The organism is Novosphingobium sp. PhB55, from assembly GCF_004368805.1.
GTDB lineage: Bacteria > Pseudomonadota > Alphaproteobacteria > Sphingomonadales > Sphingomonadaceae > Novosphingobium.
In genome coordinates this window covers 138,096-157,342 of record NZ_SODQ01000002.1, presented here as the reverse complement: position 1 = coordinate 157,342, position 19,247 = coordinate 138,096, and the positions used below count along the sequence as shown (strand labels likewise).

The 19,247-nt window shown below is 67.9% G+C and carries 14 protein-coding genes; 6 read left to right on the top strand and 8 right to left on the bottom strand.

Translation table 11 applies throughout. The features are described from left to right. Positions 1-8: 8 nt before the first annotated feature. Entirely contained in the window at positions 9-1,112 is a 1,104-nt protein-coding gene (locus EDF57_RS05195; protein WP_134093357.1) for a fumarylacetoacetate hydrolase family protein, read from the bottom strand. Positions 1,113-1,327: 215 nt separating this feature from the next. Between EDF57_RS05195 and EDF57_RS05190 the strand changes: the two genes are divergently transcribed. The 3 genes from EDF57_RS05190 (at position 1,328) to EDF57_RS05180 (ending at position 4,225) form a co-directional block, all read left to right on the top strand. Then, positions 1,328-2,437 carry a DUF3182 family protein gene (locus tag EDF57_RS05190; RefSeq protein WP_208324794.1) on the top strand — a complete coding sequence of 370 codons (1,110 nt, stop codon included), beginning with the start codon at positions 1,328-1,330 and terminating at the stop codon, positions 2,435-2,437. Between the two features lie 52 nt (positions 2,438-2,489). Next, complete coding sequence (locus EDF57_RS05185; protein WP_134093355.1) at positions 2,490-3,230, top strand: alpha/beta fold hydrolase; 741 nt, start codon at positions 2,490-2,492, stop codon at positions 3,228-3,230. A gap of 143 nt (positions 3,231-3,373) precedes the next feature. Then, positions 3,374-4,225 (top strand): SDR family oxidoreductase, encoded by an 852-nt coding sequence (locus EDF57_RS05180; protein ID WP_134093354.1) that lies wholly within the window; start codon positions 3,374-3,376, stop codon positions 4,223-4,225. 58 nt (positions 4,226-4,283) lie between these two features. Here EDF57_RS05180 and treY read toward each other — a convergent pair whose 3' ends face one another. From treY to EDF57_RS05155, 5 genes are all read right to left on the bottom strand, one after another. Continuing rightward, entirely contained in the window at positions 4,284-6,455 is a 2,172-nt protein-coding gene (gene treY, locus EDF57_RS05175) for a malto-oligosyltrehalose synthase (protein WP_134093353.1), read from the bottom strand. After that, positions 6,452-8,197, bottom strand: a complete 1,746-nt coding sequence (gene treZ / locus EDF57_RS05170) for a malto-oligosyltrehalose trehalohydrolase (protein WP_134093352.1) — start codon at positions 8,195-8,197, stop codon at positions 6,452-6,454. Before treZ ends, treY begins: the two co-directional genes overlap by 4 nt. A 5-nt stretch (positions 8,198-8,202) precedes the next feature. Beyond that, on the bottom strand, positions 8,203-10,326 hold the full coding sequence (gene glgX / locus EDF57_RS05165; protein ID WP_134093351.1) for a glycogen debranching protein GlgX: 2,124 nt from the start codon (positions 10,324-10,326) through the stop codon (positions 8,203-8,205). Between the two features lie 11 nt (positions 10,327-10,337). Continuing rightward, complete coding sequence (locus EDF57_RS05160) at positions 10,338-11,567, bottom strand: sugar phosphate nucleotidyltransferase (protein ID WP_134093350.1); 1,230 nt, start codon at positions 11,565-11,567, stop codon at positions 10,338-10,340. A gap of 86 nt (positions 11,568-11,653) precedes the next feature. Next, positions 11,654-12,796, bottom strand: a complete 1,143-nt coding sequence (locus EDF57_RS05155; protein WP_134093349.1) for a glycosidase — start codon at positions 12,794-12,796, stop codon at positions 11,654-11,656. Between the two features lie 352 nt (positions 12,797-13,148). On the opposite strand from EDF57_RS05155, the gene EDF57_RS05150 reads away from it, so the two are divergent. After that, a complete protein-coding gene (locus tag EDF57_RS05150) occupies positions 13,149-14,363 on the top strand; it encodes a mechanosensitive ion channel family protein (protein ID WP_132267674.1) in 1,215 nt (404 codons plus the stop codon). A 75-nt stretch (positions 14,364-14,438) separates the two neighbouring features. Here EDF57_RS05150 and EDF57_RS05145 read toward each other — a convergent pair whose 3' ends face one another. Together EDF57_RS05145 and EDF57_RS05140 are read right to left on the bottom strand one after the other, a co-directional pair. After that, entirely contained in the window at positions 14,439-15,473 is a 1,035-nt protein-coding gene (locus tag EDF57_RS05145; protein WP_132267676.1) for a class 1 fructose-bisphosphatase, read from the bottom strand. Between the two features lie 391 nt (positions 15,474-15,864). Further along, positions 15,865-16,365, bottom strand: a complete 501-nt coding sequence (locus EDF57_RS05140; RefSeq protein WP_134093348.1) for a MarR family transcriptional regulator — start codon at positions 16,363-16,365, stop codon at positions 15,865-15,867. 111 nt (positions 16,366-16,476) lie between these two features. Between EDF57_RS05140 and EDF57_RS05135 the strand changes: the two genes are divergently transcribed. Both EDF57_RS05135 and EDF57_RS05130 read left to right on the top strand, forming a co-directional pair. After that, positions 16,477-17,673 (top strand): HlyD family secretion protein, encoded by a 1,197-nt coding sequence (locus EDF57_RS05135; protein WP_134093347.1) that lies wholly within the window; start codon positions 16,477-16,479, stop codon positions 17,671-17,673. After that, positions 17,670-19,244 carry an MDR family MFS transporter gene (locus EDF57_RS05130; RefSeq protein WP_132267681.1) on the top strand — a complete coding sequence of 525 codons (1,575 nt, stop codon included), beginning with the start codon at positions 17,670-17,672 and terminating at the stop codon, positions 19,242-19,244. The genes EDF57_RS05135 and EDF57_RS05130 overlap by 4 nt, the downstream gene beginning before the upstream one ends. Positions 19,245-19,247: the final 3 nt, after the last annotated feature.

Genomic DNA, 19,247 nt, shown 5'->3' with positions numbered 1-19,247 from the left:
TGTGATCTTCAAGCCTTGAGAAGCCCGCGCGCGAGCAGGTTGGCGTAGAGCGCCGCAATGCCGCTCTTCCACGGCGCGGCATCGCGCGAGGTGACGACGCGGTTCTGGAGCTGGCCCAGCTTGTCGCTCTCGATGGTGACGACGTCGCCGACCTTGTGGGTGAAGCCGCGGCCTTCCTCGTCGCGGTCCTGCACGGGCGCGAAGAGCGTGCCGAGGAACAGCACGAAGCCGTCCGGGTACTGGTGTTCGCTCAGGGTCTGGCGCACGAGGTCCAGCGGATCGCGGCTGATTTCCGCCATGTTGCTGGTGCCGCGCAGCACGAACTGGTCCTCGCCGGTGATCGAGAGGCGCACTTCGGCGACGCGCACGTCATCGATGGTGAAGCTCTCGTCGAAAATGCGGACGAGCGGGCCGAGCGAGCAGGAGGCGTTGTTGTCCTTGGCCTTGCCCAGCAGCAGGGCCGAGCGGCCCTCGAAATCGCGCAAGTTGACGTCGTTGCCCAGCGTGGCGCCCACGGCCTGGCCGTCGCTGCCGACCAGCAGGGCGATCTCGGGCTCGGGGTTGTTCCAGCTCGAATCCGAACGCACGCCGATCTCGGCACCGACGCCCATGGTGGAGAGCACCGGCGACTTGGTGAAGACTTCGGCATCGGGACCGATGGCGACTTCGAGGTATTGCGACCAGAGGCCGTCCTCGATCAGCGCGGCCTTGAGCTGCGCCGCGCTTTCGGAGCCGGGCACGACCGAGCGGATCTGGCCGCCGATGCGCGATTCCAGGCGTTCGCGAATGGCGGCGGCAGCGCTCCAGTCACCGCGCGCGCGCTCTTCGATCACGCGCTCGATGGCGGAAGTGGCGAAAGTGACGCCGCAGGCCTTCACGCACTGGAGGTCGACCGGGGAGAGCAGGTTCACCGCCTCTGCGTCGAACGCGCCGAGGTTCTTGCCGCCCTGACCGGAGAAATCGCCGGCCTCGACCAGCGCCGAAACGGTGGGGGCCACGGCGGACATGTCGATCAGTTCGCCGCGAACGACGAGGATCGGGCTCGGCCCTTCGCCGAAATCGGCACGGCCCAGGAAGGTACCGGCAGTCCAGTCGGCAGGCATCAACGACATGCAGTATCGGGATTCGTCACGATTTCCCCCTCCCATGTTTCTTACAGTGATAGCGCTACCAATTGGCAGATCGGCAGGCGTTGTCAAGACCGATTGCGCGCGGGGCCAGGCGCGCCGAAGCCGCCCTGGGCCCGGCGGCGCGGGGGCAGGCTGCATCCTCGGGCCGGGCTCGGGCGTTCAACCGTTCTGGAACGCTGATGCGAGGATGGTGCGACGTGACGGAAATTCGCTCTGGAGCCGGGATCCTGGCCACGCCGCCGCCCGACGAACCTTTCGCCAACGAGCACGATCAGGCGACATGGCTGGAGGCGTCGCGGCGCATCGCCGCCATTGCCGAGGCCGATCTCTCGGACCAGCCCGGCTGGATGACGCTGCGCGGCAGCGGCGAGCGCTACTTCGTGCCGCGCGACACCCTGCTGGTGCCAGAGGCGCACGCCTTGGGCATTACCCGCGATTCGCAGTTCTTCGGCGGCGCCGTGCCCGCCCGCTTCGTGGCCACCAAGGCGATCAGTCATGGGCTAGTCTCTCCCGATGCCCGCGCGCCGGAAGGCTGGTGCGCGGCGCTGGCGGCCAACCTGGGAGACGCGGTGCTGCGCGGCTATACCGCCTTCGCCGTGGAAGACGCCCGCCGCGCCGGGCGCCTGATGCTGCCAGAGGGCGCGGTGCGGCTGAAGGAAGTGGAGGCCACCAGCGGGCAGGGCCAGACGGTCGTGTCCACCCCGGCGGAACTGGACGCGGCACTGGCGGAAATCGATCCGGCGCGGCTGGAAAGCGACGGACTGGTGATCGAGGAGAACCTGGCCGAAGTCGAGACCTTCAGCGTCGGCGTGGTGGCGCTGCCCGGTGGCTCGCTCGCCTATTGGGGCATGCAGCGGCTGACACGCAACAATACCGGGGACGTCGCCTATGGCGGATCGCAGCTCCATGTGGTGCGGGGCGGGTTCGCGGAACTGGGCCGCGAACTTCTCCGCCATGACCGGGCCGAGGCCGTGGCCAAGGCCCATGCCTACGACGAGGCCGTGTTCGCGGCCTATCCCGGCCTCTTCGCCTCGCGCCGCAATTACGACGTCGCCGAAGGGCGGGCCGCCGACGGCACCACCCGCATCGGCGTGCTGGAGCAAAGCTGGCGGATCGGCGGCGCGACCGGCGCGGAAATCGCCGCTTTCGAATATCTCCAGGCCCATCCCGAACGCGCCGGGGTGACGTGTGCCACCGTCGAGATCTACGGAGCGGTCGACGCCGCCCCGCCCGGCGCGGCGGTGTACTACAGCGGCGTGGACCCGGTGGCCGGTCCGCTGACCAAGTACGCCGAAATCCTCGACTGATCCTGCTGAACGGCCCTACCCCACGAGAGGGTGCCCAACGAATGGTGAACGCATGAAATCCGCCCGTCCCGTCACCCTGACCGTCGCTGACGAAACCATCGACGGCACGGTCCTCACCCCGGCCAAGCTCACCCCCGGGGTGCTGTTCATCCACGGCTGGGGCGGCTGCCAGGAGCAGGATCTGGTCCGCGCCGAGGAGATCGCCCAGCTCGGCTGCATCTGCTTCACCTTCGACTTGCGCGGCCATGCCCGCCACGACGACCAGCGGGACAGCGTCACCCGTTCGGACGGTCTGGCCGACGTGCTGGCCGCCTACGATTTCCTGGCCCGGCAGGAGGGGATCGACGCGTCCGCCATCGCCGTGGTCGGCACCAGCTATGGCGGCTACCTCGCCACCCTGCTCACCGCCGAGCGGCCGGTGTCCTGGCTGGCGCTGCGCGTGCCCGCGCTCTACCCGGACAGCCACTGGGACGTGCCCAAGGCCCTGCTCGACCGCGCCGAGATCGACCGTTACCGCAGCCATTTCCGCACCGGCCATCAGGACCGCGCCCTCGCCGCCTGCGAACGCTTCGCCGGCGACGTGCTGATCGTGGAATCGGAATTCGACGACTACGTCCCGCACCCGGCGATCAGCTCCTACATGGCGGCGTTCCGCAACAGCCGCTCGCTAAGCTACCGCGTGCTCAAGGGCGCAGACCATGCGCTGAAGGACGAGAGCCAGCGCAAGGGCTACAACAACCTGCTGATCGCCTGGATCGAGGAAATGGTGCGCGGCGTGCGGCGTCCGACATGACCTGACCAACATGGATCAAGCGCCGCCGCATCTGGCCCGGCCCGCCGAACGGTACGTCGCACACCGCCCTGCCCCTGAAACCGCAGGCTGCCTGCCACGTTGGCTCAGGACGGACGGGACATGACAAGACGAGGAGCGAGCCGATGGCCGACATCGAGGAAATGATCCATGAAGACGCCCTGCCCGGCCATGAGAGCCAGCTCGAACCCAAGCCCGAGTGGCAGCCCCGCTATCCCGGTTCGGACCGGCTGAAGGACAAGGTGGCCATGGTCACCGGCGCTGACAGCGGCATCGGCCGCGCGGTGGCCGCGCTCTTTGCGCGCGAGGGCGCCAACGTCGCGATCGTCTACCTGCTGGAGGACGACGATGCGGCCGAAACCAAGCGGATCGTCGAGGCGGAGGGCCGCCGCGCCATCACCATCCGTGCCGACGTGGGCTCTCCCGATGCCTGCGAACTGGCGATCCGCCAGACGGTCGAGACCTTCGGCCGGATCGACGTCCTGGTGAACAATGCGGGCGAGCAGCACCCCGACAAGGACATCACCGACATTTCCGAAGACCAGCTTCGCCGCACGTTCCAGACCAACATTTTCGGCATGTTCTTCATGACCCAGGCCGCCCGGCCGCATCTGGAGCCCGGCGCCAGCATCATCAACTGCACCAGCGTGACGATGTACAAGGGCAGCAAGGAACTGCTCGACTACAGCGCCACCAAGGGCGCGATCACCGCCTTCACCCGCTCGCTGTCCGAGAACCTCGTGGCCGAGGGCATTCGCGTCAACGCCGTGGCGCCCGGCCCGATCTGGACCCCGCTCAACCCCTGCGGCGGCGCCAGCCCGGAAAAGGTCGAACATTTCGGCGAGGATACGCCCATGGGCCGCCCCGGCCAGCCCAATGAAGTGGCGCCCTCATTCCTGTTCCTGGCCTGCGAGGACGCCAGCTACATGAGCGGGCAGGTGCTGCATCCCAATGGCGGGATCATCGTGGGCAGTTGAGATCGTCAGGAAGGAGCGCGGGTGCGGCCCGCCCTCCTTCCGTCCCCGCCGGCCGCCGCTAGAACGCGATGTCTAAAGTGAACCGCCGATCCTCCAGCGCGCGCGTTACCGTCCAGCCTTGCGCGGTTTCGCGCAGCGCATAGCTGCCCCGCGCGAACAGCTCGGGATCGGCCTTGCGCTCTGCCAGCAGTTGCCGGGTGAGAGCGAGCTTGCGCGCGGAAAGGCCGTCCCGGGTTCCGCCATTACCGCCGCCGTCCCAGTCTATCGCACGGCGATTGTCGGGATCGGTGAGCGCCACCGCGGTCCACTCGGTGCCCTGATAGATGTCGGGAATACCCGGCGCCGTCAGCTGGAATGCCGCCTGAGCCAGAATCGCGCCCTCCCGCGCCGCGCGATAGGCAGGTTCGGCTTGCTCGGGCCAGTAGGCCGGGTTCTCCAGATCCTGCAGCAACGCGGTGCAGAGCGCGGCGGCGCGGCTTTCGGCGTCTTCGTCAGGCGCTTCGTGACGGGAGAGGTCCTTCGCCTCGCGCAGGGCCTTGGCCATGTGATCGGTGATGCGGCGCTCGGCATCGGGCACCCCGCGCATGGCCAGCGCCGTCTGCACCGCATAGATGCCCCAGCCTTCCGGCAGTCCGGCCTGCGCCGCCCGGCTCCGCGCGTCCTCGTAGAAGGTGCGCGCAAGATCGGGAAAGCGCGCCAGGGCGATGACAGCCGCGCGCGCGTCGGCGGAGCGCTTGGTGTCGTGCGTGGAAAGGGCATCGAGTGCCAGCGGCGTCCGTTCGGCACGGGCCTGCATGCGCCGGGCGAACGTATCGGTGCCGATCGGCGCGAGGTCCGGTTCACCGCCCACTTCGCAGAACGGCAGGTAGGATACGGCGCGGAAGAACACCGTGTCTTCCTCCGACTTGGCCGTGAGCGCGCCGGTCAGCTGCTCGAACCGGGCCGCGAAGTTGCGGGCGGCATCGCTGCCGTTCGCCGCACCCAGCAAGTCCAGCAGAGGCCCGGTCAGATCGTCCCGCAGCGCCTCCAGCGCCGGATCGAGCGGCAGGCCGTCAGCGCTGTAGGAGCGGTAGACCGGCCAGACGAGCGCCAGGCCCGCCACGGCCCCGGCCAGCCTGGAACCCTGGCTGCGCGGCGCGGCAAGGGCGCTCATCGCCGCCTCGGTGACGCGGCGCAGTTCGGGCGAGAGCGCGCCGGACAGCAATTCGCTGCGGACGGCGCGCACTTCGGCCAGAGTATCGGCCGGCACGGCGCCCGCGGCCGCCTCGCGCATGGCGGACAGGCCGGGAGCGGAGGTGAGGAGCTGCGTCACCGGCGCCATGAATTCGTAGCCGCTCATGCCCTCTATCGGCCAGGCAGCGGGGATTTCCTCGTGCTCCTTGACGATCTTCTCCACCCAGACGGGCACGCTGCCCACGGCATCGCGCAGGCGGCGCAGATAGCCGGCGGGGCGGGCCAGCCCGTCTATATGGTCGACCCGCAGGCCCTGGATGCGCCCGGCGCGTACCTGCTCGGTGATCCAGCGGTGCGTGAGGCTGAACACCCCGGCATCCTCCTGGAGCACGCCGATCAGGCTGGTGATGTTGAAGAACCGGCGGTGGATGATCGCCTCGGCCGTCTCGCGCCAGTCTCCCACCGACCACCACTGCTCCGACAGAAGGGCCGCCAGGGTCGGCGCATCCAGGCCGCCTTCCTCGACCAGACGCCGGGCCAGCGGCGTCTCGCGCAAGGGATAGGGCTGGCCGTAGATCGCCAGCGCCGGGTCCTGCACGGTGCCCGTCACGGCGATCTCGCCGGCATCGAGAACGTCCTCGACCATGCCGTCCAGCACCGGGAAGTGCAGCGGGCCCTTGTCCCAGTCGATGTCGAACACCCGCGCGAACTGGCTGCCCCGGCCGTGGCGCATGATGTCGGCGATCCAGGGGTTTTCCGGCGTGAAGGCCATGTGGTTGGGCACGATGTCCAGCACCACGCCGATGCCCGCCGCACGCGCGGCGTCGCAAAGCGCCACGAAGGCCGCCTCACCGCCGAGCACGGGATCCACGGTATTGGGATCGATCACGTCGTAGCCGTGGGTGGAGCCGGAGGCCGCCCGGAACAACGGCGAGAGGTAGAGGTGGCTCACGCCCAGCTCCACCAGCCACGGCAGCAGGGCGCGCGCCTGCTCCAACCCCACGCCGCCGCGCAGTTGCAGGCGGTAGGTGGCGATCCATGCGGGCGGGAAGCTCATGTATGTCGATCCGGAAGAAGAGCGGCGGAGAAGGCGAAGGGGCTGTCAGGGCCGGTCAGCACCAGCAGGGGATCGCCGTGCGGCGTGAACGGTGCATCACCCAGGCAGGCACGCAGCGAGAGGCGTGCCTCGCCGAAGTCCCAGACGGCTTCGATCGCCGCGCCCTCGCGCCGGACGGCGGCGATGGGCGCCGGGTTCGCCGCCAGCAGCGGCATCACATGAGCCCGGCGCAGGGAGAGCAGTTCGCTCAGGAACCGTTCGTGCTCCCGCTGCTCCTGGCGCCGCGGACGGCCGATCCGGGAGGCCGCGAACGTCTCGGGCGAGATCGGGTCGGGCACTTCGCCGCCGAACGCCTTGAACTGCGCGAATTCCGCGGCACGGCCCTTGCGCACGGCTTCGGCAAGGTCGCCGGTGAAGTCCGCGAAGAACAGGAAAGGCGCATCGGTCAGGAACTCGTCGCCCATGAAGATCATCGGCACGAAGGGCGCGAGCAGGGTCAGCGCACTCGCCACGCGCAGCGCCGTGCGGTCCGCCACCAGTTGGTGCAGCCGCTCGCCCCGCGCGCGGTTGCCGACCTGGTCGTGATTGCCCAGGAAGTTCACGAAAGCCGTGCGCGGCAGCGCGGCGGAAGGCTCTCCGCGCGGCGCCTTGGCGGCCGGGCGCTGCTGGCCCTGTTCGACATAGCCGTCACGCAGCGCCGTCTCGATATCGGCCAGCGGATCGACCGCGAAAGGCGCGTAATAGGCCTCGTCCTCGCCGGTCAGCAGGCAATGGACGGCATGGTGCCAGTCGTCGTTCCAGGTCGCGTCGAACGGTGCATCCGGCGCGAAATAGCGCGCCAGGTTGCGCTCGTCCTCGGTAACGAGGTGGATCGGCCGCCCCCAGTCCGCGGCGCGCACCCGCTCTCCCAGTTCGTCGAGGAAGTGCCGGTCGGAATGGTCCTCGATGGCATGGACCGCATCGAGCCGCAGCCCGTCGAGCCGATATTCGGTCAGCCAGTAGAGCGCGTTCTCCAGGAAATAGTCGCGCACCGCCGGGGTCTCATAGGCAATGCCCTGCCCCCAGGGCGAGCTGCGCTCGGCATGGAAGAACGAGGGGCACCAGGCCGACAGGTAATTCCCCGAGGGGCCGAGGTGGTTGTAGACCACGTCCAGCAGCACGCCCATGCCCAGCCCATGCGCCGCATCCACGAAGCGCCGGAAATCGTCGGGCGATCCATAGGCATTGTGCGGTGCATAAGGCAGCACCCCGTCGTAGCCCCAGCCGTGCCGCCCGTCGAACTGCGCCACCGGCAGCAGTTCCACCAGGGTCACGCCCAGATCGCGCAGGCGCGGCAGCGCCCTGGCGGCGGCGGCGAAAGTGCCTTCCTCGGTGAATGTGCCCAGATGCAGTTCGTAGACCGCCGCTTCGCTCCACGGCAGGCCGTCCCAGTCGTTCTGCCAGTCGAATTCCTGCGGATCGACCAGCAGCGAAGGCCCATGCACATCGCCTTCCTGCGCCCGCGCCGCCGGGTCGGGATAAGCCGTGCCGTCGACATGGAAGCGATAGCTTTCGCCCGGCGCCGCGGCGGCCTCTATGCTCCACCAGCCGTCCGCCTCATTCTCCAGCGGGATCAGGCCCGCCGCCAGCGCCACCGAGACGCCTTGCGCGTCGGGCGCCCAGAGGCTGAAGCACCAGCGGCCGTCGTGAAGCGGCTCCGCGCCCCAGGACTTCGCGAAACGGGCCGAAGCCGGCAGCGGCATGGCGGTCACTCCGGCGCGAAGACGCAGACGCTGTGCGCGGGAACGATGGCAGCCTCGCCTTCCACCGGCTCGGGCTCGAACGCATCGGGCCGCGCGGTATCGAGCACGCGCTGCCACCGGGCGATGCCATTGTGGTCCGGCAGGGTGAACGTCACCTCGTCGCCCGCATTGAGCACGATGAACAGCGGCCGCTCACCTTCCACGAAGGCTTCCTGCGCCGAATAGGTCAGGAAGAAGCCAAGGACGCGCAGTTCCGCCTGCTCCCACAGCTCGCCGTCCATCTCGCGGCCGTCGGGCTGGTGCCAGGCGATCTCGACGCGGCCGTCCTCGGCCGGCTCGCCGTTCAGGAAATTGTCCTGCGACAGCACGGGATGGTCGCGGCGGAAGCCCACCATGCGGGCCGTGAACGCCAGCAGCGCGTCGTCCTTGCCCGCCCAGTCGATCCACGCGGTCTCGTTGTCCTGGCAGTAGACGTTGTTGTTGCCGTTCTGGCTGTTGCCGAATTCGTCCCCGGCCAGGATCATCGGCACGCCTTGGCTCAGCAGCAGGGTCGCCAGCATGGCGCGGCGGCGCGCGGCGCGCGCGGCGTTGATGCCCTCGTCCCCGGTCGGCCCTTCGGCGCCCATGTCGTCGGACAGGTTGTTATCGTGGCCGTCGGCCCCACCCTCGCCGTTCGCCTCGTTGTGGCGGTCGTTGTAGGAAACGGTGTCCAGCAACGTGAAGCCGTCATGCGCGGCCAGGAAGTTGACCGAGGAGGTCGCCCCGCGATCGGAGTGGTTGAACTGTTCGGGCGAGCCGATCAGGTGGTTGGCAAGATCGCCCACCAGCGCCGGATCGCCGCGCCAGAACCCGCGCGCGGTGTCGCGGAACTTGTCGTTCCATTCGCGGAAGGGATAAGGGAAGCCGCCGACCTGGTAGCCGCCGCTGCCCACGTCCCACGGCTCGGCGATCAGCTTGACGCCCGAGAGGATGGGGTCCTGCCGGATCGCGTCGAAGAAGCCGCCTTCGCGGTCGAAGCCCAGGGCCTCGCGCCCCAGCGTGGAGGCCAGGTCGAAGCGGAAACCGTCGACGTGCATGGCCTGCACCCAGTAGCGCAGCGAATCGAGCACCATGCGGATGACCATCGGATTGGCCACGCTCAGCGTATTGCCGGTACCGGTCTGGTCGAAGCTGTAGCGCGGGTTTTCGGGCGAGAGGGCGTAGTAGCTGGCGTTGTCCAGCCCGCGGAAGCAGAGCGTGGGCCCGCGCTCCGAACCTTCGGCAGTGTGGTTGTAGACCACGTCCATGATGACTTCGATGCCGACCTGGTGGAAACGCTTCACCATGGCCTTGAACTGGCGGATCGCCACGGAACCGCCGCCGGGCTTGCCGCGGATCGGGCCGAGATAGCGCGGCTCTGGCGCGAAGTAGCCCAGCGTCTGGTAGCCCCAGTAGTTCGACAGGCCCTTGTCCAGCAGGATGCGGTCGTCGAGGAAGAACTGGCAGGGCAGCAGTTCGATCGCCGAGACGCCCAGCTTCTGCAAGTGGTCGAGGATCGGCGCGCTGACCATGCCGGCATAAGTGCCGCGCAGTTCCTCCGGCACGTCCGGGTGGCTCATGGTCAGGCCGCGGACATGCGCCTCGTAGACCAGCGTTTCGCCCCAGGGGCGGCGGATCGAATTGTCGCCCTCCCAGTCGAAGTCGGGATCCTGCACCACGCCCTTGACCATGAACGGCGCGGAATCGCGGCCGTCGAACGTCAGGTCGTCCCCGGTCGAGAGGTCGTAGCCCCAGAGCGCATCGTCCCATTGCAGGCTGCCGGCAATCTCGCGCGCATAAGGATCGAGCAGCAGCTTGTTGGGATTGAAGCGGTGGCCCTGCTCCGGCTCGTAGCGCCCGTGGGCGCGGTAGCCGTAAAGCTGGCCGGGCCTCACGTCCGGAAGGTAGCCCGAGAAGATCGAGCCTTCCCGGCTGGGCATTTCCAGCCGGGCGACTTCCTCTTCGCCATCTTCGGAGAAGAGGCAAAGCTCCATAGCTTCGGCGTTTTCCGAGAAGATCGCGAAATGCGTGCCTTCCCCGGTGAAATCCGCGCCCAGTTCGTGCTGCTGCCGCTCCGGCTTGGCGAAGGCGAAAGGCGTCTCGGCGGACATGGAAGTCCCTTTCAGAAGAAGGAGACGGGCATGGCTTCGGCCATGCGGGGACGCTGATCCGGTTTCTGGCCGGTCATCTGGCCCGGCTGCTGGATGGCCTTGATCGGGGCCACCTCATTGGCGCGCCGCCGCCGCGAGGCGAGCCGCTGCAGCGCCCTGGCGGAAATCACGCGGATGCCGCCTTCCGAGATGGTGCACCACTTGCCGCTCTCGGCCAGTTCGGCATCGAGATCGAAGCCGTCCGGGATCACCGCGTCGGCCAGCACGATGGCGTTCGAGATCGTCACCGCCCGCCCGATCCGCGCGCCCGGCAGCAGCACGACATTGCGCAAGGTGGACCCGAAGCCGATGGCGCGGCGGTCTCCCACGCCGTGATGGACGGGATGCTCCACCGGCCAGGCGGGGTCGAGCGCCAGAGACCCGTCCAGCAGGTGGCGCTGCACCGCGTGGTAGGCGTCCAGCGTGCCGAGGTCCTGCCACAAGGGCTCGCGCCCCTGCCTTCCGGGCAGGGCATAGGCATAGGCGGTGCCGCAGGAAACGAGCGCGGGAATGATGTGCTTGCCGAAGTCGAGATCGGCCACGGTGCCTTCGATCTCCTTCAGCAGGTCGCGCAGCAGCGACCATTCGAAGACGTAGATGCCCATGGAGGCCAGCGCGTGGTCCGGCCGGTCCGGCGCGGCAGGGGCGATCACGGGCTTTTCGACGAAGGCGGTGATCCGGTGATCGGCATCCGCCTCCAGCACGCCGAAGCCCGAGGCCTGGTCACGCGGGACATGGACCACGCCCACGGTGACTTCGGCCCTGGCGGCGATGTGGCGTTCCACGAAGGGCCGATAGTCCATCTGGTAGAGATGGTCTCCCGCCAGGATCACGACATGGCGCGGCGCGACCAGGTCGATCTCGTCGGCGATGCAGGCCACGGCGGCCGCCGTGCCCTCGTAAGGACCGAAATCGGCGCCATCGAGGATCGAGATGGCCGGCTGCGCGGTTTCGGCCTGCCAGCTGTCCAGAAGGTGGCGGTGAAGCGTATCGGGCTGGTACTGGGTCAGCACCATCGTCTCTCCCAACCGGGAATTGACGACATTGGCCAGGGTATAGTCGATCAGGCGCCCGTGCGGCCCGATCGGCAGGGCCGGTTTCGCCTCGTGATCGGTCAGGTCGTGGAGACGGCTGCCCCGGCCCCCCGCCAGGATGATCGACAGCACCGTACCGGCATGACCTTCGATGTTCGCGCTAACCATTCGCCCCTCTTCATCGGAACCGTTCTGCGCTGCCTAAACCGCGAAAAGAGGGCCGGTTCCGCCGCGCGGCGCTCCGTTCGTCGCATTCATCCCGCCCGGAAACGCGACTTGGGAACATGGGTGATGCGGCAGGCGAGATCGGCCTCGCCCGAGGCCACGACATAGTGATCGCCCGCGTCCGCGATTCCCGTCGTGAAAACAACGTCGCGCAGGTACATCTGGGCTTCCAGCGGGTGAGTCAGGTCCGGGTTCGCCTCGATCAACGGCCGGTCGTCCGTCCGTAATACGCGGGAGGGATCCTCCCGGTCGAGAATCGACCAGTACGTGCGATAGATGCCGACGATCTCCTTGGGCTCGACCCCGTGCCAGAGCGTCAGCCAGCCCTCGTCGGTCAGGACCGGCGGCGCGCCGCCGCCCATGCGCGCGGTGGCGACCGTGGCGGCATGGGGGCGGATGCCCGGGCGGCGGCAGGGCTTCCAGAACAGCCCGTCCGGCGAATGGGCCAGGTTGATCGACGGTCCCGCGCGCCATTCGCTGCCGGGCGGATACGCGAAGTAGAGATCGCCCAGCGGCCGCGTCTGCGCCCAGTAGTGCCCGCCGATCAGCCCCTCGAAGATCAGCATGTCCTTGTTCTGGTGGTCCAGCACGATATCCTCGAACTGCCAGTCCAGCCCGTTTTCCGAACTGTAGAGCGTGGTGGAGTGGCGCTCCGGGCTGACCGAGCACGTGGTCATGAGCCAGCCCTCGCCCACCTTGCTGATCCGCGCGTCCTCCACGCCGTAGCACTGGAGGCTGCTGCGCGGCGCCACGGCGCGGTCGTAATGGACGGCCACCACTTCCAACCCCGCGGCGTCGAGTTCCACCGGCAAGAGCCAGGACAGCGAGGTCAGGGCCATGACCTTCCAGCCACCGCCCCGCAGCATGAACTTGCGCGGATCGGCGGTGTCGGCGTGTTCGAGCGGCCAGGCATCCAGCACATAGCCGCCCGGTTCGCCTTCCTCGCCCTCCCAGCGGATAGCGTGGACATGGCCGTCCCGGATCGGATCGCGCAGCGCCTCGGCCACGCGTACCATCATCAGCAGGTTGCCGCCCGGCAGCCGGGTGAGGCCCGGATTGAAGGCGCCCAGCACGTAAGTCTCGGCATCGAGATGGCCCGCCAGCGGCGAGCGCGAGAGGTCGACATCGTCGGGAACGAAGACGAGACGATCTTCGGGAAACGGCTCTGGCATCGGCGCGGCCTCCTTGAGGAAAGATCCCCCTTCGCCGCCAACGCGCGAATGGGCGCCGGGTGCCCGCCGGGCCGGCTCGCGGCGGCGGGGCGGGCGGAGCGGGCGACGGGGGCCGAGGGCGGAGGGCGGCGCTGCCCCCTCCCGCTCGCCCCCCGCGGTTGACGCAGCCCGCCGCACCTCTCTACTCGGGGCGTCGCGCGGCCGGGAACAATCCCGCCGGCACGATCGTTGAACCATCCTGCGCCGAGCCTGCGCCGCACAGGACGCAGGGCGTCGTGGGTCGCCTGGTCGGCCGGATCGCCCCGTCACGCGGAGCGGCCCGCCGATGCGCTCAGCAGAACGAAGAGTATTGATGGCTGCAAGCACCCCCACCCCCGCCGCCTCCACGTCCACAGCCGCTTCGGCCCGGCATGCTCCCCCTGACGTGCAGGCACAGATCCACGATCTGACCAATGCCACGGTAAACTGGTTCCAGACCTACTGGCTGCAGATCATCATCGCCGGTGCCATCGCCATCGGCATCGTCACGGCGCTCTACGCGCTGCGGCGGCTGGGCAACCGCCTCTGCCGCCCCGGCCAGTCGCGCGGCGCCTGGCTGACGGTGGTCGGCCGGGTGGTGACCAAGACCACCAACTACTTCATCGTCATGACCGCCATCAAGGTGGTCGACAACTATGCCCAGACCCCGCCCGCGCTCGACCGGCTGGTGACATTCCTGTTCACCATCGCCGCCGTCCTGCAGGGCGCGATCTGGGCGCGCGAGTTCATTCTCGGCACGATCGAGCACAAGACCGCCAGCGAGCACTTCCAGGGCGAGACGATCATCAATGCCATGGGCCTGATCCGGCTGCTGGTGAGCGTGGTGGTCTTCGCGGTCGCCACGGTGGTCCTGCTGGACAACCTGGGCGTCAACGTGACCGGCCTCGTCGCGGGCCTCGGTGTCGGCGGCATCGCCATCGGCCTGGCGGCGCAGGGCATCTTCGCGGATCTGTTCGCGGCGCTGGCCATCATCTTCGACCGGCCCTTCAGCAAGGGCGACCAGATCAGCTTCGGCAGCAGCACCGGCGTGATCGAGGCGATCGGCCTCAAATCCACCCGCATCCGCGCCTATACCGGCGAGCTGCGCATCATCTCCAACAAGAACCTGCTGGACACGGAGATCCTCAACGTCACCAAGCGGGATCACATCCGCCTGCCCTTCACCATCGGCGTCGCCTACGAGACCCCGGCGGAAACGCTGGAACGGATCCCCGGCATCCTGAGGGAACTGGTGGAGGAAGTCGGCGGCAAGCCCGCGCGCGCCGGGTTCGAGACGTTCGGCCCCAGCTCGCTCGATTTCGCGCTGCTGGTCGACGTGCCCGGCGCGGACTGGTCGGTGGCGCATCCGCTGCGCGACCGCCTGCTGGTCTCCATCATGAAGCGTTTCGCGGCCGAGGGCATCTCCATCCCCTATCCGACGCAGACGACATATACCGCCGCACCGGACGGACGGCTCATCATGCCTTACGCCGATGACCGGGCGCAGGTGCCCCAGCGCGCCGAACGCCAGATGAGCCAGCGCGGATAACCACCCGCTGTCCCACCAAGAAAAAGGCCCCGGCCGCTGCTGCGACCGGGGCCTTTTTCATGCCTTTGGCGGACTTCAGGTGACCGGGGCTGCCTGAAGATCCATTTCCAGCGACAGTTCGCGGACTTTCGCCACTTCCTCGGGATCGCCCAGGACCACGCCGATGCGCTGGTGCAGGCCCACGGCCTCTGCATCCAGGATACGCTCGCGTCCATCGGTGGCCGCGCCGCCGGCCTGCTCGATCAGCATGGCCATCGGGTTGGCTTCATAGAGCAGGCGCAGGCGCGCCTTGCCCGGCTTGGCGTAGTCCGAGGGGTAGAGGAACACGCCGCCCCGCTTGAGGATGCGGTGGACGTCGGCCACCATCGAGCCGGTCCAGCGCATGTTGTACTGCCCGGCCAGCGGACCGTCGATGCAGCCCACGCGTTCGTCCACGTAGCGCGAGATGCCGGGCGACCACTGGCTGCGGCGCGCCATGTTGATCGCCACTTCGGGATTGCCCGGGGTGATCCGGAGCGGACCGTCGGTCATGCGCCAGGCGCCCACTTCGCGGTCGAGCGTGAATTCGTAGACGCCGTTGCCGATGGTCAGGACCAGCATGGTCTGCGGGCCGTAGATGGCATAGCCGGCGGCAACCTGCTCGCGGCCGTACTGGAGGAAATCCTCCTCGGTCACTTCACGGCCCGAAGCACCCTCCGGCGCCTTGAACACGGAAAAGATCGTGCCCACCGAGAGATCGACGTCGATGTTGCTGGAACCGTCGATGGGATCGTAGAGCAACAGGTATTCGCCCTTAGGGTACCGGCCCGGGATGCGGTGGATCGTCTCCATTTCCTCGGAGGCCAGGGCCGCCAGGTGGCCGCCCCACTCGTTCGCATCGACCAGGAGGTCATTGGCGATCACGTCCAGCTTCTTCTGCACTTCGCCCTGGACGTTCTCGGAACCGAGGCTGCCGAGCACGTCGCCCAGGGCACCTTTGGAGATCGCCTGGGCAATCACCTTGCAGGCGCGGGCCACGGTCTCGATCAGGAGGCGCAGTTCGGCGGGACAGGCGGAATTGGGCTCCCGTTGCTGTTCTATCAGAAAGCGGGTGAGCGTAGTCGGCTTCATGGTCGGTTCCCTGCCTAAGCGGTCGAAAGGAGGCGATGAGGCCGGGGTCGGCCTGAAATCATGTGGCGCGGCGGCCATGCAGCCTCCGGTCCGGCATCCTTAGCCCAAGCGGCCCCGCGCGGCCATCGTCAAACGCTGGAATGAAGGATTAGAAAGGCGGGACTTTTCGCGCAGGCGATAAACCCATATTTCGTGCAGGTAATCATCGCCGCAGAACGATGTTCTCTTCCTCCCCGGACGCCGAAGTGGTATCCTGCGCGCAACCGCCAAAGAGCGGTACCGATAGGAGAGCGATATGGAGCGTCTGGAATCCGTATTTTGCGTCTGCGAGTTCAAGGTATTGTGCGCTGCGGTGTGCTGTTCCGGTAGCCTCGCACTCGTGACGATACTGCTATTGACCTGATTGGCCTGAACCTTCCGGAGATCCCCGGTTGTCCAGCGCGCCGTTGTCGAGCGTACTGGGCGCGCCCATCTCGATCATCCGGTCGTTCAAGGTTCTCAGGATAGACAGGAACGTGTTCAGGTCCTCATCGCCCAGGACCTCGAAAAACTGCGCTGCGAAGGCATCCCGGTGCGGTTCCACCTCGCGGATGACCGCGCGCCCCGCTTCCGTCAGATTGATCCGCTTCGCCCGCCGGTCACTGGGATCGGGGCTCCGCGCCACAAGCCCATCCCGCTCCAGCCCGTCGATCGCCTCGGTTACCGTGCGCGGCGCCTGACCCAGCGCGTCGGCAATGTCGGTCGAACGCATCGCGCCGCATCTTTCCATCAGCAACAGCAGCTTGAGCTGCGCCAGCGACGCCCCATGCGCCCGCATCCGGTCATTGAAGAGCCGGTGCATGCGCAGATGCAGATCGCGCATCTGTTCGAGGACTTCCTGCTGGATGCTCATGTCGAGAAATAGTGTGGGACCATATCAAATGCCATTGCCATATGCTCCGCGCGGGTGCAAGTGCATGTCCATCACTGCTGCGATGCAGCAATAAGGCATGAGTAACGATTGATGGCAAACGATGTGAGCGGGTCGCACGAAGGTCCCCAGAATGCCCCCGACAGCGAATCCGGCACCTCCCCGGCAGCCGAAACCGCGAATCGGCCTTCCGCGCTCAAGCGCCCGGGCGTGCGCCGTGCGCTGTTCGTCGGGGTGCTGGTGGTGATCGTCGCGGGCGGCGCCTGGCTGCTTCACTACGAAACGCGGGGCAAGTACCTTCAGGACACCAACGACGCCTATATCCAGGCGGACGCGGTCACCATTTCGCCCAAGATCTCCGGCTATGTCGAGGACGTGCTCGTCGGCGACAACCAGGACGTGAAGGCCGGCCAGCCGCTCGTCCGCATCGACCCGCGCGACTACAATGCCCAGGCGGAGCAGTACCAGGCGCAGATCGACGTCGCCAAGGCCAATGCCGATAACGTGCGCGCCGGCATCGGCGAGCAGGAAGCCGGCATCGCCCAGGCCCGCGCCCAGCTGGCCTCGGCCGAGGAAGACGCCCGCTACGCCGAGCGCGAGGCCGCTCGCTATGCCCCGCTGGCCGCCAGCGGCGCCGAGACGAAGCAGCAGCTCGCCTCGTTGCGGAACCAGGCTGCCAAGGCCCGCGCCGCCGCCGATGCGCAGCGCGCCGCCGTGCTTTCGGCCGAGCGCCGGATCGGTTCGCTCAAGGCCCAGATCCGCCAGGCCGAGGCTCAGGGCGAAGCCGCCCGCGCCCAGCTGGCCGCCGCCCATGTCAATGTCGGCTCCACCGTGCTCAAGGCCAGCATCGACGGCCGCATCGGCGACCGTACCGTGCGCACCGGGCAGTTCGTGCAGGCCGGCACCCGCCTGATGTCGGTGGTGCCGCTGACCAAGCTCTACGTCACCGCCAACTTCAAGGAAACGCAGATCGGCCTGATGCACGCCGGCCAGCCCGCGACCATCCAGGTGGACGCGCTGGACGGCACCAGGATCCGCGGCCACGTCGAATCCATCTCGCCGGGCACGGGCGCGCAGTTCTCCCTGCTGCCGCCCCAGAACGCGACCGGCAACTTCACCAAGATCGTCCAGCGCGTGCCCGTGCGCATCGCCATCGACGCCGGACCCGAGGCGCGCCGCGTCCTCGTGCCCGGCCTTTCGGTCACCGTCACGGTCGACACCCTGGCCGCCAAGGGCACCCAGGGCGCCGTGGCCAAGCAGGAAAAGGCACGCCGGGACGATAACCGGTGAGCCGATCCGCTTCCGTTTCGTCCCCGGCCCGGTCGCCGGCCGAACCGCCGGCGCCGCCGGAAACCGAGCAGCGCGCCGATGCCGCCGCCTGGCTGGCCGTGGCCGCGGGCACGCTGGGCGCGCTGATGGCGACGCTGGACGTCTCCATCGTCAACAGCTCGCTGCCCACGATCCAGGGCGAGATCGGCGCCAGCGGTACCGAAGGCACCTGGATCGCCACGGCCTATCTCGTGGCCGAAATCGTCATCATTCCGCTGTCCGGCTGGCTTGAACGCCTGCTGGGCCTTCGCACCCTGCTGCTCGTCGCCTCGGCGCTGTTCACCCTGTTCTCGATCATGTGCGGCCTTTCGACCACGCTGCCGATGATGATCGTCGGCCGCGTGGGCCAGGGTTTCACGGGCGGCGCGCTGATCCCCACCGCCATGACCATCGTGGCGACACGATTGCCCCGCGCCCAGCAGCCGATCGGCAATGCCCTGTTCGGCGCGACCGCGCTGCTCGGGCCGGTGGTCGGCCCGGTGCTGGGCGGCTGGCTGACCGAGAACGTCAGCTGGCACTATGCCTTCTTCCTCAACCTGCCGGTCGGCATCGCGCTGGCGACGCTGCTGCTGGTGGCCATCCCGCACCAGAAATCCAACCTCGGCCTCATCCGCGAGGCGGACTGGATGGGCATTCTCGGCCTGGCCCTCGGCCTGGGCGGACTGACCGTGGTGCTGGAGGAAGGCGAGCGCGAGCAGTGGTTCTCCTCCGGTCTCATCATCTCGCTGACGGCGGTATCGGTCTTCGGGATGGTGCTGATCGCGCTGGGCCAGATTTTCGCGCGCAAGCCGGTGATCCAGCTCAAGCTCCTGCTGAACCGGCAATTCGGCAGCGTCGTCGCCATGGTCACCGTGGTGGGCATGGTGATCTACGGCACGTCCTACGTGATCCCGCAGTTCCTTTCGACGATCGCCGGATACAATTCGCTGCAATCGGGGCAGGTGGTGATGCTTTCGGGCATCCCGGTCATGCTGATGATGCCGATTACGCCCTGGCTGATCCGCAACGTCGACATTCGCCTCTCCGTCGGCTTCGGCCTCTCCGTACTGGCGCTGAGCGCCCTGCTGGAGACCGGGCTGACGCCGCTTTCCGACGGCGCGGACTTCGTGGAATCCCAGCTCATGCGCGGCATGGGCACGGTGTTCTGCATGATGTTCCTGAACCAGGCGGCGATCCGCTCGGTGCCCAGGGAAGAGGCGGGCGATGCCTCGGGCCTCTACAACGCGGCGCGCAACCTGGGCGGTTCCTTCGCCCTGGCCGGCATCGCGGTGATCCAGGACCAGCGCCTCTGGCTCCACGCCCGGCGCCTGGAAGAAACGCTCAACGCCAATTCGGTCTCCGTGCAGGACTATGTCGCCGCGCAGGGACCGGGCGTGCTGCGATCGCTGGAATCGACCATCCAGATCCAGGCGCTGACGATGACTTATGCCGACATGTTCTGGATGATGTCGGTGGGCATCGTCTTCGTCATTCCGCTCGTTCTGTTCCTTCGCCCGCTGCCCAAGAATGCGCCGCTGGCGACCGGACATTGAGGA